At 62.1% G+C, this 24,497-nt stretch carries 24 protein-coding genes; 12 read left to right on the top strand and 12 right to left on the bottom strand.

The genetic code is table 11. The features are described from left to right. Nucleotides 1-703: 703 nt before the first annotated feature. The 7 genes from cyoA (at nt 704) to queC (ending at nt 7,045) form a co-directional block, all read left to right on the top strand. Nucleotides 704-1,648: a ubiquinol oxidase subunit II gene (gene cyoA, locus ACZ5BO_RS28705; RefSeq protein ID WP_025129485.1), complete on the top strand. Its 945-nt coding sequence runs from the start codon at nt 704-706 to the stop codon at nt 1,646-1,648. Between the two features lie 3 nt (nt 1,649-1,651). After that, nucleotides 1,652-3,670: a cytochrome o ubiquinol oxidase subunit I gene (cyoB, locus tag ACZ5BO_RS28700; RefSeq protein WP_025129486.1), complete on the top strand. Its 2,019-nt coding sequence runs from the start codon at nt 1,652-1,654 to the stop codon at nt 3,668-3,670. Between the two features lie 3 nt (nt 3,671-3,673). After that, a complete protein-coding gene (locus ACZ5BO_RS28695; RefSeq protein ID WP_025129487.1) occupies nt 3,674-4,300 on the top strand; it encodes a cytochrome o ubiquinol oxidase subunit III in 627 nt (208 codons plus the stop codon). Continuing rightward, the gene (gene cyoD / locus ACZ5BO_RS28690; protein WP_025129488.1) at nt 4,301-4,630 is read left to right on the top strand and encodes a cytochrome o ubiquinol oxidase subunit IV; all 330 of its coding nucleotides are present in this window, start codon (nt 4,301-4,303) and stop codon (nt 4,628-4,630) included. A 10-nt stretch (nt 4,631-4,640) separates the two neighbouring features. Next, a complete protein-coding gene (cyoE, locus tag ACZ5BO_RS28685; protein ID WP_025129489.1) occupies nt 4,641-5,528 on the top strand; it encodes a heme o synthase in 888 nt (295 codons plus the stop codon). A 154-nt stretch (nt 5,529-5,682) separates the two neighbouring features. Further along, nucleotides 5,683-6,237 (top strand): cytochrome b, encoded by a 555-nt coding sequence (locus ACZ5BO_RS28680; protein WP_025129490.1) that lies wholly within the window; start codon nt 5,683-5,685, stop codon nt 6,235-6,237. A 109-nt stretch (nt 6,238-6,346) separates the two neighbouring features. Then, nucleotides 6,347-7,045 carry a 7-cyano-7-deazaguanine synthase QueC gene (gene queC / locus ACZ5BO_RS28675; protein WP_025129491.1) on the top strand — a complete coding sequence of 233 codons (699 nt, stop codon included), beginning with the start codon at nt 6,347-6,349 and terminating at the stop codon, nt 7,043-7,045. Between the two features lie 94 nt (nt 7,046-7,139). Here the strand turns inward: queC and ACZ5BO_RS28670 are convergent, their stop codons facing one another. Both ACZ5BO_RS28670 and ACZ5BO_RS28665 read right to left on the bottom strand, forming a co-directional pair. Continuing rightward, entirely contained in the window at nt 7,140-8,021 is an 882-nt protein-coding gene (locus tag ACZ5BO_RS28670) for a queuosine precursor transporter (RefSeq protein ID WP_025129492.1), read from the bottom strand. After that, nucleotides 8,008-8,610: a helix-turn-helix transcriptional regulator gene (locus ACZ5BO_RS28665; protein ID WP_029978477.1), complete on the bottom strand. Its 603-nt coding sequence runs from the start codon at nt 8,608-8,610 to the stop codon at nt 8,008-8,010. Before ACZ5BO_RS28665 ends, ACZ5BO_RS28670 begins: the two co-directional genes overlap by 14 nt. A 538-nt stretch (nt 8,611-9,148) precedes the next feature. Between ACZ5BO_RS28665 and ACZ5BO_RS28660 the strand changes: the two genes are divergently transcribed. After that, nucleotides 9,149-10,504, top strand: a complete 1,356-nt coding sequence (locus tag ACZ5BO_RS28660) for a serine hydroxymethyltransferase (protein WP_464701399.1) — start codon at nt 9,149-9,151, stop codon at nt 10,502-10,504. Nucleotides 10,505-10,573: 69 nt separating this feature from the next. On the opposite strand, the gene ACZ5BO_RS28655 is transcribed toward ACZ5BO_RS28660, so the two are convergent. From ACZ5BO_RS28655 to ACZ5BO_RS28615, 9 genes are all read right to left on the bottom strand, one after another. Next, nucleotides 10,574-11,275 (bottom strand): hypothetical protein, encoded by a 702-nt coding sequence (locus ACZ5BO_RS28655; protein ID WP_025129496.1) that lies wholly within the window; start codon nt 11,273-11,275, stop codon nt 10,574-10,576. A gap of 189 nt (nt 11,276-11,464) precedes the next feature. Then, nucleotides 11,465-11,962, bottom strand: coding sequence for a DUF6622 family protein (locus ACZ5BO_RS28650; RefSeq protein ID WP_029978480.1), 498 nt, complete (start codon nt 11,960-11,962; stop codon nt 11,465-11,467). A gap of 98 nt (nt 11,963-12,060) precedes the next feature. Continuing rightward, nucleotides 12,061-12,987 (bottom strand): CobW family GTP-binding protein, encoded by a 927-nt coding sequence (locus ACZ5BO_RS28645; RefSeq protein WP_025129497.1) that lies wholly within the window; start codon nt 12,985-12,987, stop codon nt 12,061-12,063. Then, nucleotides 12,984-14,732, bottom strand: coding sequence for an amidohydrolase (locus ACZ5BO_RS28640; RefSeq protein WP_025129498.1), 1,749 nt, complete (start codon nt 14,730-14,732; stop codon nt 12,984-12,986). Before ACZ5BO_RS28640 ends, ACZ5BO_RS28645 begins: the two co-directional genes overlap by 4 nt. A gap of 242 nt (nt 14,733-14,974) precedes the next feature. Continuing rightward, on the bottom strand, nt 14,975-16,156 hold the full coding sequence (locus ACZ5BO_RS28635; protein ID WP_025129499.1) for a pyridoxal phosphate-dependent aminotransferase: 1,182 nt from the start codon (nt 16,154-16,156) through the stop codon (nt 14,975-14,977). A gap of 43 nt (nt 16,157-16,199) precedes the next feature. Further along, complete coding sequence (locus tag ACZ5BO_RS28630) at nt 16,200-16,904, bottom strand: ABC transporter permease (RefSeq protein ID WP_025129500.1); 705 nt, start codon at nt 16,902-16,904, stop codon at nt 16,200-16,202. Between the two features lie 9 nt (nt 16,905-16,913). Further along, nucleotides 16,914-17,627, bottom strand: a complete 714-nt coding sequence (locus tag ACZ5BO_RS28625) for an ABC transporter permease (protein ID WP_011063272.1) — start codon at nt 17,625-17,627, stop codon at nt 16,914-16,916. Nucleotides 17,628-17,678: 51 nt separating this feature from the next. Beyond that, nucleotides 17,679-18,452, bottom strand: coding sequence for a transporter substrate-binding domain-containing protein (locus ACZ5BO_RS28620; RefSeq protein WP_025129501.1), 774 nt, complete (start codon nt 18,450-18,452; stop codon nt 17,679-17,681). A 49-nt stretch (nt 18,453-18,501) separates the two neighbouring features. Next, nucleotides 18,502-19,296 (bottom strand): ABC transporter ATP-binding protein, encoded by a 795-nt coding sequence (locus tag ACZ5BO_RS28615; protein ID WP_025129502.1) that lies wholly within the window; start codon nt 19,294-19,296, stop codon nt 18,502-18,504. A 224-nt stretch (nt 19,297-19,520) separates the two neighbouring features. Here ACZ5BO_RS28615 and ACZ5BO_RS28610 point away from each other — a divergent pair, with 224 nt between their 5' ends. The 4 genes from ACZ5BO_RS28610 to ACZ5BO_RS28595 all read left to right on the top strand — a co-directional run bounded on the left by ACZ5BO_RS28610 (nt 19,521) and on the right by ACZ5BO_RS28595 (nt 23,559). Beyond that, complete coding sequence (locus tag ACZ5BO_RS28610; protein WP_025129503.1) at nt 19,521-20,441, top strand: LysR substrate-binding domain-containing protein; 921 nt, start codon at nt 19,521-19,523, stop codon at nt 20,439-20,441. 122 nt (nt 20,442-20,563) lie between these two features. Further along, a complete protein-coding gene (locus ACZ5BO_RS28605; RefSeq protein WP_464697145.1) occupies nt 20,564-22,171 on the top strand; it encodes a 5-guanidino-2-oxopentanoate decarboxylase in 1,608 nt (535 codons plus the stop codon). 81 nt (nt 22,172-22,252) lie between these two features. Beyond that, nucleotides 22,253-22,729 (top strand): HIT family protein, encoded by a 477-nt coding sequence (locus tag ACZ5BO_RS28600; protein WP_464697144.1) that lies wholly within the window; start codon nt 22,253-22,255, stop codon nt 22,727-22,729. A gap of 26 nt (nt 22,730-22,755) precedes the next feature. After that, nucleotides 22,756-23,559 carry a GNAT family N-acetyltransferase gene (locus ACZ5BO_RS28595; protein ID WP_464697143.1) on the top strand — a complete coding sequence of 268 codons (804 nt, stop codon included), beginning with the start codon at nt 22,756-22,758 and terminating at the stop codon, nt 23,557-23,559. Here ACZ5BO_RS28595 and ACZ5BO_RS28590 read toward each other — a convergent pair. After that, on the bottom strand, nt 23,556-24,416 hold the full coding sequence (locus ACZ5BO_RS28590) for a DUF4087 domain-containing protein (protein ID WP_464697142.1): 861 nt from the start codon (nt 24,414-24,416) through the stop codon (nt 23,556-23,558). The two genes, ACZ5BO_RS28595 and ACZ5BO_RS28590, sit on opposite strands and share 4 nt — an antisense overlap. Nucleotides 24,417-24,497: the final 81 nt, after the last annotated feature.

The raw sequence follows: 24,497 nt of genomic DNA, 5'->3' as shown, positions 1-24,497 counted from the left end.
AGGGCGCGGCAAAAGTGCGACATGTTGTCACACTGCTGCGGTCGCAGAGAGGCGGTCGAGGGGTTTCAACAGACTGCAATCAGCCAGATGGGTTCAATTGAAGCCTGTCAGTTTGTGTATGCCGACCTGCTGGGCAAGAACCATAGCCTGCTATCTATACAAATCTTCACAGACCCCGTTTTATAAGGGGTGAAGCCCGGTGAAAGGTGGCCTTGAGAGGCTTTTGCCTGCCTGGTGAGAGTGGGGCGGAGAGGTCTTTTTAGGGCTTTTTGTTGCGAATGAAAATCGATATGATTGCGATCCTTCGCAACAATCGTTAAGGATTGTTGCGCCCAGCGATAAAAATTATTTCGGGATAAGACATGGTTTATGAAACGCGACATATCTACAATCGCCCGCACTGAAATTACCGGCGCTGCTCATCCCTGAGCACACGAGGACGGTCGAGGGGCGGATTGAGTGCTCCATGCGACTGCGGGTGTCGGCACCTTCCAAACTTCCGCACCAAATGGAATTGGTCTGTAACAAGGCCTTTGACCACGAGATCGAATAAGAACCACTGCTAGCCCGGGATGTGTCGTTGAGCGTTTAACGCAACGGGCAGGCCCTTATTCAATTGAAGAAAAATGCCAACCCTTGGCAGGGTGAAGTGTTGGCGATCAAAACCCAACTGCATTGCGCAAGCTGCTTTAGAGGTCGTGAGATGAGTAAAAACAGGTACCCCCGATTACTAGGCTTATTGCCGCTGCTCAGCATGTTGATGCTGGGAGGCTGCAAGTGGACCTTGCTCGACCCCAAGGGTCAGGTCGGTCTGGATGAACGCAACCTGATCATCACGGCAACCATCCTGATGCTGCTGGTGGTGGTACCGGTCATCATCATGACCTTCGCCTTCGCCTGGAAATATCGCGCCTCCAACACCGAAGCGACCTACGCGCCGAAGTGGTCCCACTCCACCAAGATCGAGATCGCGGTGTGGCTGGTTCCGGTGCTCATCATCATTGCCCTGGGTTATGTCACCTACAAGTCGACCCACGCCCTGGACCCGTACCGTCCGCTGGATTCCGAGGTCAAGCCGATCACCATCGAAGTGGTCGCCATGGACTGGAAGTGGCTGTTCATCTATCCCGACCAAGGGATCGCCACTGTCAACAAGATCGTTTTCCCGGCCCATACCCCAGTCAACTTCCGCGTGACCTCCGACACCGTGATGAACTCGTTCTTCATCCCGGGCCTGGGCGGCCAGATCTACGCGATGGCGGGCATGACCACCAAGCTGCACCTGATCGCCAACCAGAACACCGAACTTGAAGGTATCTCCGCCAACTACAGCGGCGCGGGCTTTACCGGCATGAAATTCAAAGCGATCGCAACCAGTCAGGAAGATTTCGACGCCTGGGTAAACGAAGTCAAGAAGGCACCTAAACAGCTGGACACCGCTGAATACGAAGCCCTTTCCAAGCCAAGCCAGAACAATCCTGTAGAGCTCTACTCCGCTTACGCGCCGAACCTGTTCCAGACCATCGTCGACAAGTACGAAGGCATGAAACCGGGCGCGCCGCTCAAGCACGAGAAGAAAGAAAAGGAAGTGGCTGCAACGCAAGGGATGGACGTGAGTTCGCATTCAGCTGCCGGGGCAGAGGAGTAAACGATGTTTGGTAAATTAAGTCTGGAAGCGATTCCGTTCCACGAGCCGATTGTCATGGTGACCATTGCCATGATCGCGCTCGGTGGTCTGGCGCTTGTCGCGGCAATCACCTACTTCAAGAAGTGGACCTATCTGTGGACCGAGTGGCTGACGTCGGTCGACCACAAGAAAATCGGCGTGATGTACATCATCGTCGCCATGGTCATGCTGCTGCGCGGTTTCGCCGACGCCATCATGATGCGTACCCAGCTGGCCATGGCCACCGAGGGTTCGCCTGGCTACCTGCCACCTGAACACTATGACCAGATCTTCACCGCTCACGGTGTGATCATGATCATCTTCATGGCGATGCCATTCTTCACCGGCCTGATGAACCTTGTCGTGCCGCTGCAGATCGGCGCGCGTGACGTGGCCTATCCATTCCTCAACTCCCTGAGCTTCTGGCTGCTGGTATCGGGCGTGGTGCTGATCAACCTGTCCCTGGGCGTCGGCGAATTCGCCAAGACCGGCTGGGTTGCCTATCCGCCGCTGTCGGGCCTGCAATACAGTCCGGGCGTGGGTGTGGACTACTACATCTGGGCGCTACAGCTATCGGGTCTAGGGACGACGCTGACGGGGGTCAACTTCCTGGCCACCGTGCTGAAAATGCGTACCCCGGGCATGAAGATGATGGACATGCCGATCTTCACCTGGACCTGCACCTGGGCCAACGTGCTGATCGTCGCTTCGTTCCCGATCCTCACCGCTACCCTGGCACTGCTGACGCTTGACCGTTACATGGATTTCCACATTTTCACCAATGAACTTGGTGGCAATCCAATGATGTACGTGAACCTGTTCTGGGCCTGGGGTCACCCCGAGGTGTACATCCTGATCCTGCCGGCGTTCGGTATCTTCTCCGAAGTCATCTCGACCTTCTCCGGCAAGCGCCTGTTCGGCCACCACTCGATGATCTACGCATCCGGCGCGATCTCGATCCTGGGCTTCATGGTCTGGCTGCACCACTTCTTCACCATGGGTTCGGGGGCCAGCGTCAACGCCTTCTTCGGCCTGGCGACCATGCTGATCTCGATCCCGACGGGGGTGAAGCTATTCAACTGGCTGTTCACCATCTACCACGGCCGCCTGCGCATCACCAGCCAGGTTCTGTGGACCCTGGGCTTCATGGTGACCTTCGCCATCGGCGGCATGACCGGCGTACTGCTGGCCATCCCGGGTGCGGACTTCGTGCTGCACAACAGCCTGTTCGTGATCGCTCACTTCCACAACGTGATCATCGGCGGCGCGGTATTCGGCTACATCGCCGGCTTCAGCTTCTACTTCCCGAAAGCCTTCGGCTTCAAGCTGCATGAAGGTTGGGGCAAGGCTGCGTTCTGGTTCTGGATCTCGGGCTTCTTCGTCGCCTTCATGCCGCTCTATGCACTGGGCTTCATGGGCATGACCCGTCGTCTGAACGCCACCACCAACCCTGAGTGGGTGCCGTACCTGTACGTCGCCATGGTGGGTGCCGTGATGATCGCCGTGGGTATCGCCTGCCAGCTGATCCAGCTGTATGTCAGCGTGCGTGATCGCAAGCAGAACATGTGCGTCTCCGGCGACCCATGGAATGCCCACACCCTGGAATGGTCGACCTCGTCGCCACCTCCGTTCTACAACTTCGCTGTACTGCCCAAAGCCGAAGGCATCGACCCGTTCACCGAAGCCAAGGAAAACGGCACTGCCTACGCGCAGCCTGGCCGCTACCAGCCGATCCACATGCCCAACAACACTGCTACCGGTGTGGTCATGGGGGCTCTGCTGACCGTGTTCGGTTTCGCCATGATCTGGCACATCTGGTGGCTGGCCATCGCAAGCCTGGCCGGCACCGTGATCTATTTCGCGATCCACGCTGCCCGTGATGATCAAGGCTACATGGTGCCGGTCGAGACGATCGAACGCATCGAAGCCGAACAGCACAAGCGCCTGGTATCGGAGAACAAGATTCCGGCTACCCGTGTTGAAACCTCGTTGGAACAGGCTTAATCCATGTCGAACTTAGTGACCAATGCTGGACACGCCCATGTCGATGACCATGGGCACGATGACCATCACCACGACTCGGGCGAGATGACCGTATTCGGTTTCTGGCTCTACCTGATGACCGACTGCATTCTGTTTGCGTCGATCTTCGCGGTATACGCGGTACTGGTGAACAACGTAGCGGGTGGCCCGTCGGGCCACGACATCTTCGAACTGCCTTACGTACTGGGCGAAACCGCTCTGCTGCTGTTCAGTTCGATCACCTACGGCTTCGCCATGCTGGCGTTCTTCCGGGGCAACAAGAAGCAGGTGCTGGGCTGGCTGGGCATGACCTTCCTGTTCGGCCTGGGCTTCATCGGCATGGAGATCAACGAGTTCCACCTGCTGATCTCCGAAGGCTATGGCCCTAGCCGTTCCGGCTTCCTGTCCGGGTTCTTCACCCTGGTCGGCACCCACGGTCTGCACGTGACCAGCGGTCTGATCTGGATGGCGATCATGATGTACCAGGTGCAGAAAAACGGCCTGACGGCGACCAACAAGACCCGTCTGAGCTGCCTGAGCCTGTTCTGGCACTTCCTGGACGTGGTGTGGATCTGCGTATTCACCGTTGTTTACCTGATGGGGACTATGTAAATGGCTAACACACACTCCCACGACGAAGCCGGTCACGGCAGCGTCAAGTCCTACGCCATCGGTTTCATCCTGTCGGTGATCCTGACGTTGATTCCGTTCGGCCTGGTGATGTACCCATCGCTGCCCAAGGACGTGACCCTGTGGATCGTCCTGGCGTTCGCGGTGATCCAGGTGATCGTTCACCTGGTGTACTTCCTCCACCTGGACCGTTCCGAAGCCCAGCGCAACAACGTCGTCGCGTTCATCTTCGCCGCGTTGGTCATTGTTCTGCTGGTTGGTCTGTCGTTGTGGATCATGTTCAGCATCCACACCGTCATGATGGCGAAGTGAGGTAGACCCGATGTCGCTCAAGCACTTTATCCAAATCACCAAACCGGGGATCATTTTCGGTAACGTGCTTTCTGTGGCAGGCGGGTTTTTCCTGGCCTCGAAAGGGCATGTCGATCTGGCCATCTTCCTGGCCGCGATGATCGGCACCTCGCTGGTGGTAGCGTCCGGTTGCGTGTTCAACAACTGCATCGACCGTGACATCGACCTGAAGATGGAGCGCACCAAGAACCGCGTGCTGGTCCAGGGGCTCATCTCCCTGGAAGCGGCGCTGGTCTATGCCACCGTCCTCGGCGTCGCCGGCGTGGCCCTGCTGTACTACGTGGCCAACCCGTTGGCCGCGTTGTTCGCGGTAATCGGCTTTGTCATCTACGTCGGCTTCTACAGCCTGTACCTCAAGCGCAAGTCGGTTCACGGCACGCTGGTGGGCAGTCTGTCCGGGGCCATGCCGCCGGTGATCGGTTACGTGGCCGTGAGCAACAGCTTCGACATGGCCGCACTGACCCTGCTGGTGATGTTCAGCCTGTGGCAGATGCCGCATTCCTACGCCATCGCGATCTTTCGCTTCAACGATTACCTGGCCGCATCGATTCCGGTGCTGCCAGTGAAGCGCGGGATTCGCGTGGCCAAGAAGCACATCCTGCTCTACATCCTGGCGTTCCTGGTGGCGACCCTGATGCTGACCTTCAGCGGTTACGCCGGCATGAGCTACCTGGCGGTAGCGGCGGCGATGGGCATGTACTGGCTGTACATGGCCTGGACCGGCTACAAGGCGGTGGATGACACCGTGTGGGCACGCAAGCTGTTCGTGTTCTCGATCTTCACCATCACCGCGCTGAGCGTGATGATGTCGGTGGATTTCAAGGCCCCGACCGAGCTGTTGCTGACCTACGCGCACTAAGCTGTCCAGGCCACAGAAAAGCCCCGCCTTCGAGAGAAGCGCGGGGCTTTTTTATTGGGCATCGGCACCGTCACATCATTTAAACCTTTTGAATCCTGTGGGCTTTTATCCCCAGGTAAAATGCGTCGCTCGTGGATGAACCTGAGTGGATGTAATGGAAAGCCGTATTGATATGTACGATTCGAAGGCGCGCTATGGCGCCGTCAGTCGCGGACTGCACTGGGCCATGGCACTGGCCTTTGCCTGGATCTACTGCAGCACCGGTGCACACTACCTGCTGGCCGACTCGGCCCTGGACGAGTTCCTCTGGCCGACCCACAAGTCAGTGGGCCTGCTGTTGATGTCGCTGCTGGTGCTGCGGGTGATCTGGAGCCTGGTGAACCGTCACCGCCGTCCCCCGAGCTTCAACCTTGCCGCGCGCCTGGGGCACGGGCTGCTGTATGCCGGGATGTTTGCCATTCCGTTTCTCGGGCTGCTGCGCCAGTACGGCTCGGGTCGGGCGTTCACGGCTTTTGGCTTGCCGGTGATGTCCGGGTTCGAGGGCCCGAAGATCCAGTGGATGACCGACCTGGGCAACAGCTTCCACAGCCTGCTGGGCTGGACCCTGGCGGTGCTGATCGTCGGCCATGTCGCGGCGGTGATCCTGCACTGTAGCAAAGGCCAGTGGGAGATCCTGCGGCGCATGGCCGGGAGTGGGGCCAAGGCCTGAAGCCATGCGAAGCCCCGCCTTCGAGAGAGGTGCGGGGTTTTTTATTGAGTGCCCGTCAGCGGGCCGTTTAAAATATTGAAATGACTCTACTCCTGCAGGAAGCAGAATAATGAAGAAGAAAGCCGTTATCGTTTTTAGTGGCGGGCAGGATTCGACAACCTGTCTGATCCATGCATTGCCGCACTATGATGAAGTGCACTGCATCACCTTTGACTATGGTCAGCGCCATCACGCGGAAATAGAAGTTGCGCAACAGCTGTCAAAACAGCTGGGGGCGACAGTTCACAAAGTGCTGGATGCGTCGTTGCTCAACGAACTGGCGATCAGCAGTCTGACCCGGGACAATATTCCGGTTCCGACAGTGAACAGTTCAGGTGAAAGTCTGCCAAGCACCTTCGTGCCCGGCAGGAACATTCTGTTCTTAACCCTGGCCTCTATCTATGCCTACCAGGTCAAGGCCGAAACCGTCATTACCGGTGTGTGCGAGACGGACTTCTCCGGGTATCCCGATTGCCGGGACGAGTTCGTCAAGGCACTGAACAAGGCCCTTGAACTGGGTATGGAATACAAGTTGCGCCTTGAAACGCCACTGATGTGGTTGAACAAGGCGGAGACTTGGGCGCTGGCGGATTACCACCATCAACTGCAGCTGATTCGCGAACAGACACTGACCTGCTACAACGGGATCATCGGCAGTGGCTGTGGCAACTGCGACGCTTGCAACCTTCGCACGCGAGGGCTGAATGATTACCTGGGTAATAAAGCCGAGGTCATGCACAGCTTGAAAGGCAAACTGGGTCTCCAGTGAGCGGGTGAACGACTGCTGGCCAATGGAGTTCAACACCGCCGTTGCTTGAACAGCGAGTGTTGAATCCATTTGCGGGCGCTAAACCGTCGGGTGATTACCTTCCCTGGCCGTCGGTTATGTATCTCTTGAACAACGATCTTGCGCCGTAGGCCGGCAGGATGTTGAAAAACGCAAAGCACACTTTGATCGCGATCTGGACATAAATCATGTTCAGGATGTCGCTGTTCTGCATCGCGCCGTAGAAGGCGATGTAGCAGAACACGAAGCTGTCGATAATCACTGCGAACAGGGTGCTGAGGAATATTCGCAGGAACAGGAACCTGGAGTTGGTCAGCTCTTTTATCTTGCATAGCAAGTAAGAGTTTATGTTCTCGGACACCAGGAACGAGACCGAAGATGCTACCAGCACCGATGAAACTTGAATGATGACGTCGTTGTACGGGGTGTCGAGTTTCCAACCTGGCAGCCCTGGAAGAAAAGTCGAGCCGTAGAGCAGGATGATGATCATGGCATTGCTTGCGAATGCAAACAGAATGGCTCTTCTTGCCAGCCTTAATCCGAAGTTTTCGTTCAACAAGTCGACAATCAAGAATGTCAGCGGGTAGAGGAAGGTGCCTGGAGTGACGATGATGCCAAGCTGTTCCAGATAGATAGGTTTTGTCGCGGCAATGCTGGTGAAGATGTAAAAGGTAAACAGCAGCAAGTTCAGGATGATGTAGATCATCCAAGAGTTTTCGTGACGATCATTCAAGTCGTATGCAGTCAGCGCTCCTCCTTGGGAATAGAATTTCTTGTACAGGTTCTTGATTTCCATTTTGTTCAAATTGTCCATTATTTCGCTGTTCAGCACTTCACTCAGCTTGATCCTGATGACCTTGCCAGTGGCAATGACCATGATCACGGCCAGGCTCTTGTCATTTTCAAACCCCAGCAATTTGTACTTGCTGTTCTCCAACTCACCTTCATAGGCTGTCATTGAATCGTTCCTCGATGATATCGCCCACTACCTGCAGGCGATCCGAGTCGGAGCACGGGGTGTTCATGATGAGCAGTTTTTTGCCCAGTCGGTCGTACACCAGTTTTTCTTTGTCATCGGTCGAGGAGCCCTTTTGTATGATCAGCAAATCACCGGGCTCGTTGAGGCCATTGATTCCCTTCTCCAGCCGCACCGCTATCAGGTTGTAGGAAGTGCCGAAGTAGTAGGTCAGCGGGAAGATCGTCGCCAACTCACCAATGCGCTTGTCGATGTTGGCCAGCAACAGGCTCTCCTTGATGATCGGAACGGCTGCCGGGTTCATGTTTCCTTGGGGAGATATACTGCTGTCGATGATCTCTTTTTCTTCAAAGTCGACTGTTTCAATTTCTTCGTAGGAGATGCCGAAGAAATCGGAGATCTTGCGAATGGTCGACTGCTGGACGTTGGTAACCTTGCCTTCCAGAATGTTGTAGATGGTCGTGCGGGTCAGTCCACTGGCGTTACATAAAGACAGTTGCGTCTCACCACGGCTTTTTATCAGGTATTTAATATTGCTCTTTAAATACTCTGTCCTTTCTCTTCTGTGCATCAAATGCCCACCATTTCCTTATAGTCGTCACACATCGAGTACTGCTTTGAAATTATGCCGCGCACGGCGTTCAACTGCTCGACGCCCGGGGCGTGCTCAGTGAAATCATTGCGCCAAGAATGTTTCCGGCTCTCGCGTAGCCTGTACCAACTTGCTAATGCTCCTTTAGCCAGCCTGCATCCGTCCTGGGATATTTCGCTGTCGGTATCTGCGGCGATCAAATCCTCGGGAAGGTTCGATTCGGGTTGCGCCGCGCGGCGGAGTGTTGCATGCACCCGCCATGACAATAAAGCCCCAGATGCTCGGTTTCATGGTCTACCTCGGTGCGCATCCGCCGTCGACGCAGGGCTGGTGTTTCCCGGATTTGGCAAAAAAGCATCATTTAATTTGGAATATGTTCAATTCTTTGGTTAATTGACTTGCGCCTCGTACCGCCTGCGCCAAGGTTCGGCTCAGCTCGATGTGCAACACGAACGGGAAAAACAGGAAGCGTGCTGTCGTTCGTGGCACGCAACACTCAAGGAAGGGACACAGAATGATGACAGCTGATACTGCTCGACTCAGGAACCAGGCCGACCTGCTGCGACGCGGCCTGGCGGATCTGCAAGCACAAGACGCGGAACTTGCGGACATCCTCGACGCTGAGGTCACGCGTCAACACCGCACCCTGTCCTTGGTTTCGTCATCCTGCGCGGCCAACCCCCGGAGCCTGGCCGTGTCAGCCTCGGCGCTGGTCAACATCACGGCAGAAGGGGCCCCGGGCCGGCGTCACCAGGCCGGGTGCGAGAACGTCGATCGGGTCGAGGCGTTGGCGATTCGCCGGGCGAAGACGCTGTTCGCTGCCCAATACGCCGGAGTGCAATCGCACTCGGCCTCGAACGCCAATTACCAGGTGCTGTGCGCCTTGCTCGAGCCTGGGGATACGCTGCTCGGAATGGCCCTCGATCATGGCGGCCACCTCACCCATGGCAGCCCCGTGGCCTTCACCGGGGCCAACTACAAGGCGATCCGCTACGGCACCACGGCCCAGGGCCTGATCGACTACGAAGAGGTGCGCCATCTGGCGCTGGCCCATCGTCCGCGCATCATCATCTGTGGGGCAACGGCCTATTCGCAGGTCCTGGACTTCCAGCGGTTTCGCGCGATTGCCGACGAAGCCGGGGCCATCCTGCTCGCGGACATCTCCCATATCGCCGGGCTGGTGGCCACCGGGCGACACCCGAGCCCGATCGACCTGGCGCACGTCACCACGGTCTGTACCCACAAGCAGCTCGCGGGGCCACGCGGTGGCCTGATCCTGTCCGGCCGGGACGCCGACACCAAGGTGCCCGGGCTGAGGTCGACCTTTCGCCGCATTCTCGATCAAGCCGTCTTCCCCGGGATGCAGGGCGCACCGGCGGTCAACATGATCGCGGCCAAGGCGGCGGCGCTGGGCTACGCCATGTCTCCGGCGTTCGATGCCTACATGGGACGGATTCGTAGCACCGCAGATGAAATGGCCAAGGCGTTCATGGCCCAGGATTACGAAGTGGTGGGAGGGGGCACGGACAACCACTCGATCCTGCTTCGCCTGCGCGGGGGCATCACCGGCTCCATTGCCGAATCGGCCCTGGAACAGTGCGGCATCATCGTGAGCAAAAAGCGCGCGCAGGGAGAGACTCGCTCGTCATTTGTCGCCAATGGCCTGTGTATCGGCACAGGATCCATTGCCCAGCGCTACTTCGATCCCCAGGGGTGTCGCCAGGTGGTGGACCTGCTGTGCCGGATTCTCGACAAGGTGACCCCTCTGAGCGAACAGAAGTACAGCCTGGAGCCCGGGCTGCAGGAGCAGTTCCGGCGACAGGTCGAAGCCTTGTGCGCGATCTATCCCATTGCCGACTACAGGGACAGTTGAGGGGCGGGTCAGCCCCGACTTCGGAGTGAAGTGCGGGGCGGGTGATGGGGCTGTCGGCGGAGAACAGGCTTACTGTTGAGCGACGCTGTAGCCTTCGAACGCGGTCTGTTGCTGGATTGCCGTCACGATGTTCTTGCGGGTCGCCGGCTGTTCGCTGCCGTTGTTGTCGACAAAGATCTCGCTTTCCAGCTCGGCCTCGTCACCTTCGCCAACAAAGCTGAAACCCAGGAACTCGAAGGCTTCGCGGTCGACGTTGGCCTTGGAGCGCGGGCGCATCGGCAGGGTGACGCTGATGCCGTCCTTGCTGATGGCGAACACTTCCATTTCTTTCTTCGGGCGCGAGGCCTTGCCCTTGCCACCGCTCGGGTTGCTGATGGCCTGGTGGGTCTGGTTCAGCACTTTCAGCGCCAGGCCGTAGACCAGCTCCTGGAAGTCCGGGTCGTCTTTGTAGCTGGAGAGGATCCGGCTGATGGGGAATTTCTTGCTCAGGTCTTCGAGGGCGGTGAGGTCAGCGGCCTCGGCATCCTTCAATTGCTTGAGCTGGCCCATGAGTTCATAGGCGGTGTCGTCGTCGAAGCGGTCGTGGGCCTGGCGAATTGCAGCGCGCAGTTCGCGAATCTGGTCACTTTCTTTCGAGGAGTGAAAGGCGTCGAGCACCATCTCGCTGATGGTCTTGGCCTGGGACACGTGCTGGGAAAGATGAATGGCGTTTTCGTATTCGGTCTTGTTGGACAAGGCGACGACGGATTCTTCGGGCTTGGAATCAGGCATGGAACATCCACTACTTGGTTTAACGGGTTTGAGGCGCGAAAAGCCCGGGGGGATTTTCGGGGGGCGCCTAATCTATTGGACCCGGGCGCTATTGTCACGGACCAAGCGCCGGTGCTGCCGGACCGTCCCTACAGACCGGCAATCGCGATGAAGATTCCCCTCTGACTGAAGGGCGCGGCCGTGGGGCTTTCAGGCCTTGAGCTGGAGTTGCAGGAAGTGGCGGTACAGCTTGAGCGCCCGGCCGCAGAACAGACCAACGGTAAAGCCCGCGGCGGCGCCGCTGATCCCCAGCATCTGGATGCTGCTGGCGTGCTCGGGATGCACGGCGCTCTGGTAGCCGATCCAGTATTTCACGGCGAAGAACAGCAACGAGATGCCGAGGATCTTCAGGGTTCCGGGGACCAGAAGCGCCTCGCCGCCCGACTCCAGCAGGACCCCGGCGTTGGAGAACAGCAGCATGGCCAGCAGGCTGCCCAATGCAGCACCGCTGGCCCAGGCCCCCAGCGCCAGCCATGGGTAGTCGCCAAGGCTCACTGAGCACAGCGACCAGACCAGCAGGATCACCGGCGTCAGCAGCAGCGAGCGGCGGCTTTCGCGAGTGGTGGACAGGGCGCGCAGGCCGTAATAGCAGACCAGGGCGAAGACGGCATACACCCACAGGGGCGTGCCTTGGAGGATATCCAGCATCTGCGGCGTCCTTGCTTCAGCAAAAAAATGGCGACCTATAGTGCGCTTCGCCGGCAGCCCCGTGAAGCGCCCTGTAGTCACCGCATGCCGCTTGCCGCTTACAGCGCTTGGGTATCGGCGACTCCCGCTTCCAGTTCCTGGCGCAGGTCGCTGCCCCGGCGAGCGATGAACACCAGTTGCGCGGCATGCTCGGTGGCTTGTCCGGTGGCCAGGGTGAACTGGCTGCGGTTGCCCACGTGCTGCAACCAATAGGGCTGCTCGTTGCCTTCCAGGCGCACCAGGCCCTTGAGGCGCAGCAGGTCGGCCGGCAGTTGCCCCAGCCAGTCCCGCAGCGCCTTGGGCTGCAAGGGGCGCGAACTCTTCCAGACCCAGCTTTCAAACAGCTCGTCGTGGGCCTGGGGCAGGGCCTTGAACAGCACCTCGGTGGAGCGCACCGGTGGTGCCAGCAACAGCTCTGCCGGCAGTTCGGCCTGCACCGTGTCGAACACCGGCGCGCGACCACCAAGGCTGGCACGGATACTCTGCAACTGCTCCGGGCTGACCAGGTCGGCCTTGTTCAGCAGCACCCAGTCGGCGCAGGCCACCTGGGCCCGTGACAGCCGGGCCATTTCCCCTTCCAGGGCCTGGTAGCCGCTGGCGTCCACCAGGGTGATCACCGCGTCCAGGTGCAGGCGGTTGCGCAACTGCGGGTAGCCGATGGTCTGCACGATGCGCTGCGGGTCGGAGACGCCGCTGCACTCGATGACGATCCGCTCCAGGGCCGGGCGCAGCTTGGACAGGCTCACCAGTTGCGCCAGCAGGTCTTCCTGCACGGTGCAGCAGATGCAGCCGTTCTGCAGGCTGTACACCGCGTCGGTGACCTCGGCGATGATCGCCGCATCGATGTTCAGCTCGCCGAAGTCGTTGACGATCACCGCCAACCGGCCACTGTCGGCGCGCTGCACCATGCGATTGAGCAGGGTGGTCTTGCCGGCGCCGAGAAAGCCTGCGACCACGGTGACCGGAATGCTCGGGGTGCTGTTCATTGTTCCTTGCCCTCGATCACCGGTGGCAGGCCTTGCCACACTGCTTCAAGCGGGGTGTCGCTGAAGGTGCCCTGGCGGTCGTAGACCAGTTGCCCTTCGACGAAGGTCAGTTGCACCTGGGTGTGGTGGATGTAGTTGCGTGAGGCTTGAGCGAACAGGTCGCGGTCAAGGACGATCAGGTCCGCCGACTTGCCGGCTTCCAGGCTGCCGGTCAGGTGTTCCAGGCCCATGGCGTGGGCGCCATTGAGGGTCGCCACTTGCAGCGCCTGTTCCAGGCTGATGGGGTCGCCGAAGGTGTCGGGTTCCTGGTTCCACGGGTTCTGCCGGGTGACCATGGTTTCCAGGGCCAGCCAGGGGTCGATGGACGCCACCGGCCAGTCGGTGCCGAACACTGCGATGCCACCGGCGGCCAGCACGCCCTTGAAGTCGTAGATGCGCTTCAGGCGCTCCTGGCCGTAACCCGAGCGTGCGCCGCTGGCGAAGGGCGTCGGGTACCAGGCGGCCGGGGAGAATTCGGCGATCACGTCCAGGCTCTGGAAACGCTTGAGGTTGCCCGGGTGCAGCAGGGTGCTGTGGGCGCACTGGTGACGAATGCCGCTGTTGCCATTGCGCCGCCGAGCCTCGGCCACGGCGTCGAGGAACACGTCGGAGGCGCCGTCGCCGGTGCAGTGGGCGATCACCCGCAGGCCGCGCTTGTCCATGTCCACCACCATGTCGGTGATGTGTTCCGGGGTCAGGTTGAGCTTGCCGCGCCAGCTCGACTCTTCGGGCCAGGGGGTCAGCAGGTAGGAGGACTTGGGCTCCACGGTGCCGTCGAAGTGGAACTTCACCGCGTTGGCGTTCAGGCGTGCGCTGCGATAGAAATGCCGTTCGCCACTGAGCAGCTCCCAGCGCCGGCGCACCGGGAAGATATCGTCCTGCCAACTGATGGCGGCTTCCACCCGCAGGGTCAGCTCACCGGCATCGTCCAGTTCCTTGAGGGCCTGCAGGCGGTTTTCGCAGACGTGCACGTACTTGGTCGCCGTGACCCCGCGAGAGGTCTGGAAGTGCACGCCATCGCGATAGGCGCGGCGCAGCACCGCCACCGGGGTCGGCGGCATGGCGGCGTGGATCAGAGCGTAGGCGCCGTCGATCAGCAGGCCGTTGGGCTCGCCGCTCAGTTCGTCACGCTCCAGGTAGCCGTTGCGCGGGTCGCTGGTGTGGCGGTCGATGCCAGCCAGTTCCAGGGCCTTGGAGTTGACCATCATGGTGCCCCACATGCGGTCCAGCAGGGCCACCGGGCGGTCCGGCATGACGCTGTCGAGCCACTCGCGGCCCGGGGTCAGGCCGGCTTCGCGGAAGGTGTAGCGCACCCAGTATTGGCCGTAGATCCAGCCATCGCCCGGGTGGCTGTCGGCATAGGCGTGGATCGCCGCCGCCAACTGTTCCGGGGTCGGGTCCTCGATCCCCACGTCCAGGTCGTCGGCATAGCGCGGCGCCAGGGCCAGGTCCGGGTGGGTGTGCATGTCGTGCAGGCCGGGCATGCAGAAGGCCCCGTCCAGATCATGCTGACGGGTGTGGGGACCGATCAGCGAGGCCAGGGACGCGAGGCTGCCGACCGCGATCAGCTTGCCCTGGCGGATGGCCACGGCCTCGGCCCAGGGCTGAGCCGGATCCAGGGTATACATCCGGCCGTTGTGCAGCACCAGTTCGGCATATTGATCGACGGCGCTATGGGTGGAATTGAATTGGTCGGAAGCGGTCACGGGGGTCAACCTCTCAAGCAGGGGGCCCTTCAAAGGTGGGCAAAAAAATGGGCGACAAGCTCAGTTGCAAGGGTGTTGTCATGGGGCATGACGAGATCGTTGTGGCAAATGCCCAGTGGCGAGGGCGCGGGCTCGCGCTGGGGGGCATAGCCCCCCACAGGCCTCGACGTTGACGAGCGAGCCTCCAGGCCCGCGTCGCGGTCGAGCGGGAGCACGCGCCCTGGCCACCATCGAGCGGTTGTTCAGCGTTGTGCACCCAGGGTTTCGACAAAGCTGGCAATGCGTTGGCAAGCGTCCTTCAACACTTCGTCGGCAACGGTGAAGGAAATCCGTACAAAGCCTTCGGCACTGGCGCCAAAGGCCTGGGCGTCGAGCACCGAGACCCCGGTGGCGCGGAACAGCTGCCAGGCAAAGTCCATGCTCGACAGCCCGGTGCGGCGCACGTCCACCAGCATGAACATCCCGGCTTCGGGCACGCGGCAGTCCAGCAGCGTCACCTGCTTGAGGCCGGCCACCACCAGGTCGCGCCGGCGGCGATAGACCTCGCGGGCGCTGCCCACCACTTCCTCGTCCAGTTCCAGGGCCTTGAGCGCGGCTTCCTGGATGAACCCCGGCAGGCCGTAGAGCATGCACAGCAGCAGGTTGTCCAGGTGCCCGACCAGGGCCGGGGGGGCAATCACCCAGCCAACGCGCCAGCCGGTCATGGCGTGGGTCTTGGACAGGCTGTTGAGGATCACCGTGCGTTCGGCCATGCCCGGCAGCGAGGCGATGCTCAGGTGTTCGCGGTCATAGGTCAGCTGGCCGTAGACCTCATCGGAGATCACCCACAGGTCGTGCTTGCGTGCCACTTCGGCCACGGCTTCCAGCTCTTCGCGGCTGTAGACGTTGCCGGTGGGGTTGCACGGGGTGGCCAGGGCGATGCCGCGGCTCTTGTCGGTGAGCGCGGCTTCCAGGGCCGCCACGGTCAGGCGAAAGCCGTTGGCGGCCGGTTGCTCGACGCAGGCGATCCTCGCACCCGAGGCGTGCATGCACGCCTCGTAGGTCAGGTACATGGGCTCGGGCACCAGCACTTCGTCGCCACTGCTGAACAGGCACAGGGCGGTGGCGAACAAACCGTTCTGCGCCCCGGCCACCAGGGCCACGTTGTCGGCGCTGACGTCGATGCCCAGCAGGCGTCGCTGCTTGGCGGCGATGGCCTCGCGCAGTGCCGGCCGGCCGAGCACGTGGGTGTAATGGGTGTCGCCTTGTTCCAGGGCGGCGCTGGCGGCATCGCTGATGCGGGCGTCGGTGGCGAAGTCCGGGTCACCGACGCTGAGGACGATCACGTCCTCGCCGCGACCCCGGGCATCGATGGCCGCGTAATGGATATCCCAGGCGCTGACGGATTCGCCGCTGATGCGCTGAACGAAGGGTGAGTAACGCATGCTGTTCTCCTCACGGGCGTCACCGCCCGGGTAATCAATGGGTTCAGGCCTGGCGCTGGGGAGCTCGGCTGGGCGAGGGTTGGCCCAGGCGCGCACACAGGTGTTCGATGACAAAGGCCAGGATGATGTAGATGACCGCGACCGCCAGCAGCGGCTCGTAGACTTTCAGGGTCTGGGCCCGCACCAGGTTGGCAGCCCCGAGCAGGTCGGTGACCGCCACGGTGGAGGCCAGGGCCGTGGCCTTGAGCAGCAAGACGCATTCCCCCACCAGGGTCGGGCGCACCAGTTCCAGGGCCCGGGGCAGCCAGACCCGGCGCAGGGTCAGCCAGTAGCCCATGCCGTAGGCGCGGGCGGCTTCGAGCTCGCCCTTGGGCACCGCACGCAAACCACCGCGCAGCACTTCACCGACATAGGCACCGACACTCAGGGTCAGCGCCAGGGCCACGTACCAGAAGCCCTCGCGCAGGTAGGGCCAGAGGAAGCTGCCGCGGATCGGCGGGTAGGCGGCGAACAGGCTGCCGACCCCGTAATAGAGGATGTAGATCTGCACCAGCAGCGGCGTGCCGCGAAATACGCTGATGTAGAACTGCATGGGCGCGCGGATCAGCGGGTTGCGCGATACCCGCCCAAGGCCCACCACCACCGCCAGGGCAAAGCCGCAGGCGCCGCTCAAGGCCAGCAGCTTGAGAGTGATGCCCAGGCCGCGAAGCAGTTCGTTGGAGAAACCGTTGATCCAGGAAAAATCCATCCGAGCCTCCTAGTGCTGGGGCAGCCAGCGGTTGGTGCGTCGTTCGAGCACGCGGAACACGCTGCCGGACACCAGGGTGATGACGAAGTAGAAGGCCGCGACCGCCAGGTAGAACACCAGGTAATGCTTGGTGGAACCGGCCGCCTGCTTGCCCACCGAGAGCAGTTCGCTGTAGCCGACGATGCTGATCAGCGCACTGTCCTTGACCAGCACCAGCCACAGGTTCGACAGCCCGGCCATGGCGTAGGGCAACATGCTCGGCAGCAGGATGCGCCGCACCAGCAGCCAGCGCTCGATGCCGTAGGCCCGGGCCGCTTCGATCTGGCCATGGGGAATGGCCTGGATCGCGCCGCGGATGATCTCCGCCGAATAGGCGCCCTGGACGATGCCCAGCACCAGCACTGCGGCGATGAAGCCGTTGACCGTGACGCTTGGCCGGTCCATGGCCGCCATGGCCATGTTCAGCAGGTCGGTGCCGGCGTAGTACAGCAGCAGGATCAAGAGCAACTCGGGCATGGCCCGATACAGGGTGGTGTAGACGTTGGCCAGCTTCACCAGCCAGCGCGGGCCCTTGAGCTTGATCATCGCCACCAGCAGGCCGATGCCCAGGCCCAGGACGAAAGCCCCGGCGGAAATCTGCAGGGACACCAGCGCACCCTGGGCCAGGGCGCCGAGCCAACCGTCGGCGACGAACAGTTGGGAAAGGTCGGACAGAGAAATCATGACGTATCCAGTCAACGCCGGCGGCCCGTCGCAACGGGCCGGCCGGACGGCTTAGTTGGCAGAGATGTCGACGCTGAAGTAGCGGCTGCGGATCTTGTCGTAGGTGCCGTCGGCCTTGAGCGCGGCCAGGGCGGTGTCGATCCGCTGTTGCAGGGCGCTGTCGCCCTTGCGCAGGCCGACGCCGATGCCGGAACCGAACAGCGGGTCCTTGGGCGCCAGGCCCTTGTCCGCCAGGCCGGCGCCGGCTGCGGTCTTGAGGATCGGCTCGATGGTCAGGGCATCGGCCAGCATCACGTCGATGCGTCCGCTCTGCAGGTCGGCGAGCATGTCGTCCTGGGTGGTGTAGTAGCGCAGGGTCGAGGTCTTGCCGTAGTAGGCCTTGGCGAAGGTGGCGTTGGACGTCGAGCCCTGCACACCGATCAGCTTGCCCTTGAGGCCTTCGGGGGTGGGCGTCAGTTCCAGGCTCTGGTCGGCCACCCACATGGCCGGGGTCTGGTAGTAGGGGGCGGAGAAATCGATGACCTTCTGGCGTTCCTCGGTGATGCTCAAGGAGTTGAGGATGGCGTCGATCTGGCTCGACTGCAGCGCCGGGATCAGGCCGTCCCAGGCCACCTCCTTGAGCGGACAGTCGGCCTGCATGCGTTCGCACAGGGCCTTGATCAGTTCGGGTTCGAAGCCGCTCCAGGCACCGCCGCCGCTTTTCATCGAGAACGGCGGGTAGGGTTCCAGGGCGATGCCGAAGACAATCTTGTCGGCGGCCACGGCGTGGCTGGCCAGGGCACTGAACAGGCAACCGGTGGCAAGCACCTTGAGCAGGTTTTTCATGGCTTTACCCTTTATCGAAGTTGTTGTTTTCAAGGATTGAAGCGAAACGTCAGACGCGGTTTTCCTGAGCCATGACGAATTGCCGGCAGCGCTCGCTGACCGGGTTGAGGAACACTTGCTGGGGGGGCCCTTCTTCTTCCACCAGGCCCTGGTGAAGGAACATCACCTTGCTCGACACGTCGCGGGCGAAGGCCATTTCGTGGGTCACCAGGATCATGGTACGGCCTTCTTCGGCGATGCCCTGGATGACCTTGAGCACTTCGCCCACCAGTTCCGGGTCCAGGGCCGAGGTCGGCTCGTCCATCAGTAGCACCCGAGGGCGCATGGCCAGGGCCCGGGCAATGGCCACCCGCTGTTGCTGGCCGCCGGAGAGGAAGGACGGGAAGGTGTCGCGCTTGTTGGCCAGGCCGACTTTTTCCAGCAGGTGCTCGGCATGGGCGATGGCGTCCTTGCGGTCTTCGCCAAGGACATACACCGGGGCCTCGATGACGTTTTCCAGCACGGTGCGGTGGGGCCACAGGTTGAAGCTCTGGAACACCATGCTCAGTTGGGTGCGCAGGCGTGCGACCTGGGCCGGGTCGGCGACCTGCGGGTTGCCGGCGCGGTCGGTCTTCAGGCGCACTTCCTCGCCATTGATGCGCAGGCTGCCGCTGCAGGGAATCTCCAGCAGATTGATGCAGCGCAGCAGGGTACTTTTGCCCGAGCCGCTGGAGCCGATCAGCGACACCACTTCGCCTTCGTTGGCGCGCAGGGCAATGCCCTTGAGTACGTGGTGATCGGCGTAGCTCTTGTGCAGATCGTCGATCGCCACCACGGGATTGATGGAGTTGGGCTGCGATTGCAAGGGTCGACCCTCTTGTTATTGTGCGATGGCCGGGCAAGACCCGGCACAGGGTAGGGGTCGAGAATTAGCCATCACAGGCGTGGGGTCAATCGAGCATTTTTAGCCGGACCCGGTAATTTTTTTCAGCAATGAGGTTTTTTCTCAGCGACAGGCGAGGCTATTGCCGGACGCCGATTGCGGCTATGGTGCTGCCACCTGTTTTTTGTAGTCGAGGCGTGATCGGTATGCGTTATCCCTCCATGACAGCGCTGCGTGCACTGGACGCGGTGGCGCGCCTGGGCAGTGTCGCCGACGCCGCCAACGAGCTGAACCTGACCCCCAGCGCCATCAGCCACCAGATCAAGAGCCTGGAACAGACCCTGGGGTTCGCCCTGACCGAGCGCATGGGGCGCAGCATTCGCATCACCTACCAGGGTGAACGCTACGCCCGGGACATCCACCTGCTGCTGGCCAACATCCTCGAGGCCGGCCAGCGCTCCGATGGCCAGCAGGTCAGCGGGCGCCTGTGCATCAGCAGTCCGCCGGGGTTCGCCACCTACTGGCTGTGCACCCACATCGCCGAATTCCAGGCGCTGTATCCCCAGGTGGAACTGCAACTGGTGTCGCCCCGCAGCCCCGGCGATACCAGCGACAGCAGCGTCGACCTGTTCGTTGCCTACGGCATGGGCGACTGGCCCAACCAGCACGTGCAGAAGATCGTCTCTCTGCGCTATTTCCCGGTGTGCAGCCCGAGCCTGGTGAATGCCATGGGGGGCCTGAAGACCCTCGACAGCCTGGATCATGCCTTGCTGCTGCACATGATCGACTACTCCGATTGGCGGGTCTGGCTGGCCGCTGCCGGGGCACCGAATGTGGAGGTGCGGCGGGGCATCGTGTTTGCCGATGCGCACTTCGTGCAGTCGGCGTGCATCGCCGGCCAGGGCATCGCCATGGGCGACAACCTGATCAGTGGCGAGGCCCTGGCCAGGGGGCAACTGGTGCAGCCCTTCGGCACCGAGATCGAGTCCAACCGCGGCTACTACCTGGTGACGGACCTGCTCAAGGCGGAGCGCCCGGTGGTGCAGGCCTTCAGCGAATGGGTCAAGTCCCAGCTGCAGGGCATCACCCGGCTCCACCCGGAGCCGCGGCGCAACGGCAAAGCGTGAATTTTATTGAGCAATGGCCGCGATTTATTTCGATTGTTGCAGCCTGGGTGCAGCGACTAATGTCCCTCGACATCAGCCGGGCGCAGGGTGTCGTCCGCCTATAAGAACAAGAGGAGTAGTCGATGACCACCTGTGCGCAGTCGCTGGTTCGTTTGCTGGAAGGTTATGGCGTGGACACGGTGTTCGGGATTCCCGGCGTGCACACGGTTGAGCTGTATCGCGGGTTGCATGGCAGCCGCCTGCGGCACGTCAGCCCGCGGCATGAACAGGGCGCGGGATTCATGGCCGACGGCTATGCCCGTGCCAGTGGCAAGCCCGGTGTGTGCTTCATCATCACCGGCCCAGGCATGACCAATATCCTCACCGCCATGGGCCAGGCCTACGCCGATTCGGTGCCGATGCTGGTGATCTCCACCGTGAACCGGCGCGAGCACCTGCGCCTGGGCCACGGCCATCTGCATGAGCTGCCGGATCAACGGGCGATGGTGGCCGGGGTCTGTGCCTTCAGTCACACCCTGCAGGCGCCAGCCGAGCTGCCGGAACTCCTGGCTCGGGCCTTTGCCGTGTTCAAATGCGCACGACCGCGGCCGGTGCATATCGAGATCCCCCTGGACGTGCTGGAAATGCCGGCCGACAGCCTTAACCTGATGCCCCGCAGCCTGCCCGGTGCACCGGCACCGGCAGGCGTCTCGATCGAGGCGGCGGCGGTCCTGCTCAACAGTGCCCACCGCCCGCTGATTCTGGCCGGTGGTGGCGCCCGGGGCTGCGCCGAAGTGCTGCGCCAACTGGCCGAGCGCCTGCAGGCACCGGTGGCCCTGACCACCAACGCCCGCGGCCTGCTGCCCTGCGGCCACCCGCTGCTGCTGGACGGGGTACAGTCTTCGAGCCATGGCCGGGCACTGATCGACGAAGCCGATGTGGTGCTGGCCGTAGGCACCGAACTGGGGGAAACCGACTACGACTTCTTTGGTCTGGGGCCATTGCGCTTCAAGGGCTCATTGATTCGCCTGGACATCGACCCGATGCAGGTCATGGGCGTGCAGCGGGCCCATGTCGGCCTGGTGGGCGATGCCCGGGAAGGCTTGCAGGCCCTGCTGGAAAAAGCCCCGCCAGCCAGTTCTCGCGGGCGTTGGGCAGTGGACAGCGTGCAGCGGGTAAACCAGGCCGAACGCGCGGGCTGGAGCCCCAAGCAGCACGGCTTGCAGGGCCTGCTGGACCTGCTGCGCGACACCCTCGACACGCCGATCCTGGTGGGGGACTCGACCCAGCCGGTGTATCAGGGCGCCAGCGGCTACCAGGCCCCGGCGCCGGCCAGCTGGTTCAACGCCGGCAGCGGCTACGGCACCCTGGGCTATGGTTTGCCGGCCGCCATGGGCGCCAAGCTGGCGCGGCCCGAGCGTCCGGTGGTGGCCCTGGTGGGCGACGGTGGGCTGCAGTTCACCAGTGGCGAGCTGATCGCGGCCCGCGAGGCACAGATCGGGGTGATCCTGCTGGTGTGGAACAACCAGTGCTACGGCGAGATCCGCGACTACATGCTGGCCCGGGACATCGAGCCGCTGGGGGTGGACATCCTCACTCCGGACTTCCAGGCCCTGGCGCGCAGTTGCCATGTGGCGCACCACCGCGCTGATTCGCCGGCACAGTTGCAGGACCTGCTGCTGACCCTGCAGGAGACCCGGCAGCCGGTGATGATCGAGGTCGACGCCGGAGCCTATCTGGCCCTGGACTGATCCGAAGACTCGCTCAAGGGGCAAGGTAGGTTACATTGGCGGCGCCCGTCAGGACCGACCTTGCCACTCGAGGATTCAAGGATGAGCTGCATTTTCTGCCAGATTATTGCTGGAGCCCTGCCAGCCGCGGTGGTCTACCGCGACGAACACTGCATGGCCTTCATGGACGTGCATCCGCTGGGGGAGGGCCATGTTCTGCTGATTCCCCAGTCCCATGTGGAAAAACTCGATCAGTTGCCCGGCTTCGTCCGCCAGCACCTGTACCAGGTGTACGACGGCCTGGTGGCCGCGCAACGCCGTGCCGGCTACGGCATCGAAGGTACTCACCTGCTGGTCAACGACGGTCGGGCCACCAACCAGCACATTCCCCACGCCCACCTGCACCTGATTCCCCGTCGTCGCGGCGATGCCCTGGGCTTTGCCGGGCGCCTGTTGCTGCATTTCACCGGGCTCTTCGGCCGTCGCACCCGGCTCGAGCTGCTGCAGGCCCAGGCCGAGGCGATTGCCGAGCAGGTGCGGGTGCCCTGGGTCAATGAAACACCGGCCGGAGCGCGCTGAGTCTTTTGCCCAAGGAGTGGATCGACATGCAACACCGCAATGCCCAGGCGATCGAGTTCGCCGAACAGCAATACTTGCGTTCCCGGGTGGCCGGGTTGGCAGCGCTGCCGGGCAACCCCTATCGGGCCCTGCTCAGTGGCAGCGACCGTTGCGGTGCCTTCGTGCTGGGTGCCAGCAACAGCCCGATGTTGAATCGAGTACAGGGTGATGGCGTGCAGGATGGTGCGGCGCTGGCGGCACTTCTGGGCCAGTACGCGGCATATTCCCCGGTTGTGGCGCTGATCGGCGCCTCTACCAAGGTTCCCGACACCCTGGAACTGGCGGGGCAACCGCTGTGCAAGCTCAGGGGCTGGACCCATGTGCAAATGACTGCGTCGCTCGACAGCCTTCCCGGCAGTGTTGTGCCTGGCGAGATCGAACTGGTGACGGCCGCAACCCTGGGGGACTTTGCCCGGCTGCACGGTGAAGGCTTCGCCAAGAACCACGAAGCCCGGCAGCTCAACCAGGCGGCGTTCGGGGCGTTGCTGGAGGATTCGCGAGCGGCGCTGTATCTGCTCCGCGAGCAGGGTGTGGCGGTTGCTGGCGCGGCCCTGTTCGCCGCCAGCAATGGCGTGGCGTACCTGGGCACGGCCTTCACCAGCAAGGCTGCCCGTGGTCGGGGTTACCACCGCCTGCTGATTGCCCAGCGCATCCACCAGGCCCGGGCCTGGGGTTGCCAGCAGGTGGCGGCCACGGCCCTGGCCAGTTCCCAGAGCCGGCGCAATCTGCAGCACTGCGGCCTGCAGCTGTCCCATGCACAGAGCCTGTATCGGCTCGCGGCCGTGCCTTAGTCCTGCGGCGCGGCGGAATCGGCATCGAAGCGAATCGAGCCGATGATCCCGTGCAGGGTGGTGAAGTCCTGGTAGACCCCGGCGCTCTCGATCACCACCTGGTTGCGTTGGTCATAGATGAGCGCCATCAGGCAATTGCCCCCTGCGGCGTGGTAGCCGGTCAGTGCATCGCCCACGCCGCAGCTCTGGTAGGCCACCAGGCCCTGCCAGCCTGGGCCGTCCAGGGTCTGAACCGGGCTTGGCGGGCTCTTTCCGGCACTGCGCATCCATACCCCGTGATCCTGATAGAACACCAGGCTGTCGGCGGCCTGCTCCAGGCTGTCCTGGTGCCGGCACAGGTGCAGGGTGTACTCCTCGATCCGGGGTTTCTTGGGGTGATCCAGGGTGATGCAGTGCTCGCTCTTGCTCAGCTTCCAGCCCTTGGGATAGTGCAGGCCGAAGCCCTGGCCCTGATACCAGGGAGAACCTTTGGGCAACGGCGGCAAGCTGGCCGCCGGGTGTGCCGGTTCTTCCAGCCGTGGATCGGCACGACAGGTCGCCAGCGGCTGTACCTTGGCCTGGGTCAGGTTGTCCAGGCGTGCGGTCTTGCGGTTGGCGCTGGCGGTGATGCAGGCACAGCCGTAGCCATAATGATTGTGGGTCTGGACCCACTGCTGGCCATTGAACGCCGGCCAGTCGCCCTGGGCCTGGTAACCGCCCTGGCTGGCGATTTCCCAGGTGCCGTCGCGATCGGTGAGGGTGGCGTTGGCGGGCGTCGGGTTTTCGAACCAGCCGCAGCGGCGTTCGACCTTGGCCGGTGCGGCAACGGTGGGCAAGGCGATCAGCAGCAGGGTGGCAGACAGGGCAGGGCGCAGCATGGAGCATCCTTGTTCGGCGACAAAGCGGGCGGCCAGTGTACGCCCGGGCGGTTATCGGTAAACAGCGGTGCAGGGCAGCGG

This window comes from Pseudomonas sp. FFPRI_1, from assembly GCF_055384485.1.
This window is presented reverse-complemented; position numbering and strand designations above follow the sequence as displayed.

What these genes read in the sequence shown, in the direction of transcription:
- cyoD (WP_025129488.1), top strand. Translation starts at nt 4,301, where the DNA reads ATGGCTAACACACACTCCCACGACGAAGCCGGTCACGGCAGCGTCAAG.
- ACZ5BO_RS28605 (WP_464697145.1), top strand. Translation starts at nt 20,564, where the DNA reads ATGACCACCTGTGCGCAGTCGCTGGTTCGTTTGCTGGAAGGTTATGGC.
- cyoB (WP_025129486.1), top strand. Translation starts at nt 1,652, where the DNA reads ATGTTTGGTAAATTAAGTCTGGAAGCGATTCCGTTCCACGAGCCGATT.
- ACZ5BO_RS28600 (WP_464697144.1), top strand. Translation starts at nt 22,253, where the DNA reads ATGAGCTGCATTTTCTGCCAGATTATTGCTGGAGCCCTGCCAGCCGCG.
- ACZ5BO_RS28630 (WP_025129500.1), bottom strand. Translation starts at nt 16,904, where the DNA reads ATGGATTTTTCCTGGATCAACGGTTTCTCCAACGAACTGCTTCGCGGC.
- cyoA (WP_025129485.1), top strand. Translation starts at nt 704, where the DNA reads ATGAGTAAAAACAGGTACCCCCGATTACTAGGCTTATTGCCGCTGCTC.
- ACZ5BO_RS28645 (WP_025129497.1), bottom strand. Translation starts at nt 12,987, where the DNA reads ATGAACAGCACCCCGAGCATTCCGGTCACCGTGGTCGCAGGCTTTCTC.
- ACZ5BO_RS28650 (WP_029978480.1), bottom strand. Translation starts at nt 11,962, where the DNA reads ATGCTGGATATCCTCCAAGGCACGCCCCTGTGGGTGTATGCCGTCTTC.
- ACZ5BO_RS28625 (WP_011063272.1), bottom strand. Translation starts at nt 17,627, where the DNA reads ATGATTTCTCTGTCCGACCTTTCCCAACTGTTCGTCGCCGACGGTTGG.
- ACZ5BO_RS28695 (WP_025129487.1), top strand. Translation starts at nt 3,674, where the DNA reads ATGTCGAACTTAGTGACCAATGCTGGACACGCCCATGTCGATGACCAT.
- ACZ5BO_RS28670 (WP_025129492.1), bottom strand. Translation starts at nt 8,021, where the DNA reads ATGACAGCCTATGAAGGTGAGTTGGAGAACAGCAAGTACAAATTGCTG.
- ACZ5BO_RS28610 (WP_025129503.1), top strand. Translation starts at nt 19,521, where the DNA reads ATGCGTTATCCCTCCATGACAGCGCTGCGTGCACTGGACGCGGTGGCG.
- ACZ5BO_RS28635 (WP_025129499.1), bottom strand. Translation starts at nt 16,156, where the DNA reads ATGCGTTACTCACCCTTCGTTCAGCGCATCAGCGGCGAATCCGTCAGC.
- ACZ5BO_RS28620 (WP_025129501.1), bottom strand. Translation starts at nt 18,452, where the DNA reads ATGAAAAACCTGCTCAAGGTGCTTGCCACCGGTTGCCTGTTCAGTGCC.
- ACZ5BO_RS28680 (WP_025129490.1), top strand. Translation starts at nt 5,683, where the DNA reads ATGGAAAGCCGTATTGATATGTACGATTCGAAGGCGCGCTATGGCGCC.
- ACZ5BO_RS28665 (WP_029978477.1), bottom strand. Translation starts at nt 8,610, where the DNA reads ATGCACAGAAGAGAAAGGACAGAGTATTTAAAGAGCAATATTAAATAC.
- ACZ5BO_RS28660 (WP_464701399.1), top strand. Translation starts at nt 9,149, where the DNA reads ATGACAGCTGATACTGCTCGACTCAGGAACCAGGCCGACCTGCTGCGA.
- cyoE (WP_025129489.1), top strand. Translation starts at nt 4,641, where the DNA reads ATGTCGCTCAAGCACTTTATCCAAATCACCAAACCGGGGATCATTTTC.
- ACZ5BO_RS28595 (WP_464697143.1), top strand. Translation starts at nt 22,756, where the DNA reads ATGCAACACCGCAATGCCCAGGCGATCGAGTTCGCCGAACAGCAATAC.
- ACZ5BO_RS28590 (WP_464697142.1), bottom strand. Translation starts at nt 24,416, where the DNA reads ATGCTGCGCCCTGCCCTGTCTGCCACCCTGCTGCTGATCGCCTTGCCC.
- queC (WP_025129491.1), top strand. Translation starts at nt 6,347, where the DNA reads ATGAAGAAGAAAGCCGTTATCGTTTTTAGTGGCGGGCAGGATTCGACA.
- ACZ5BO_RS28655 (WP_025129496.1), bottom strand. Translation starts at nt 11,275, where the DNA reads ATGCCTGATTCCAAGCCCGAAGAATCCGTCGTCGCCTTGTCCAACAAG.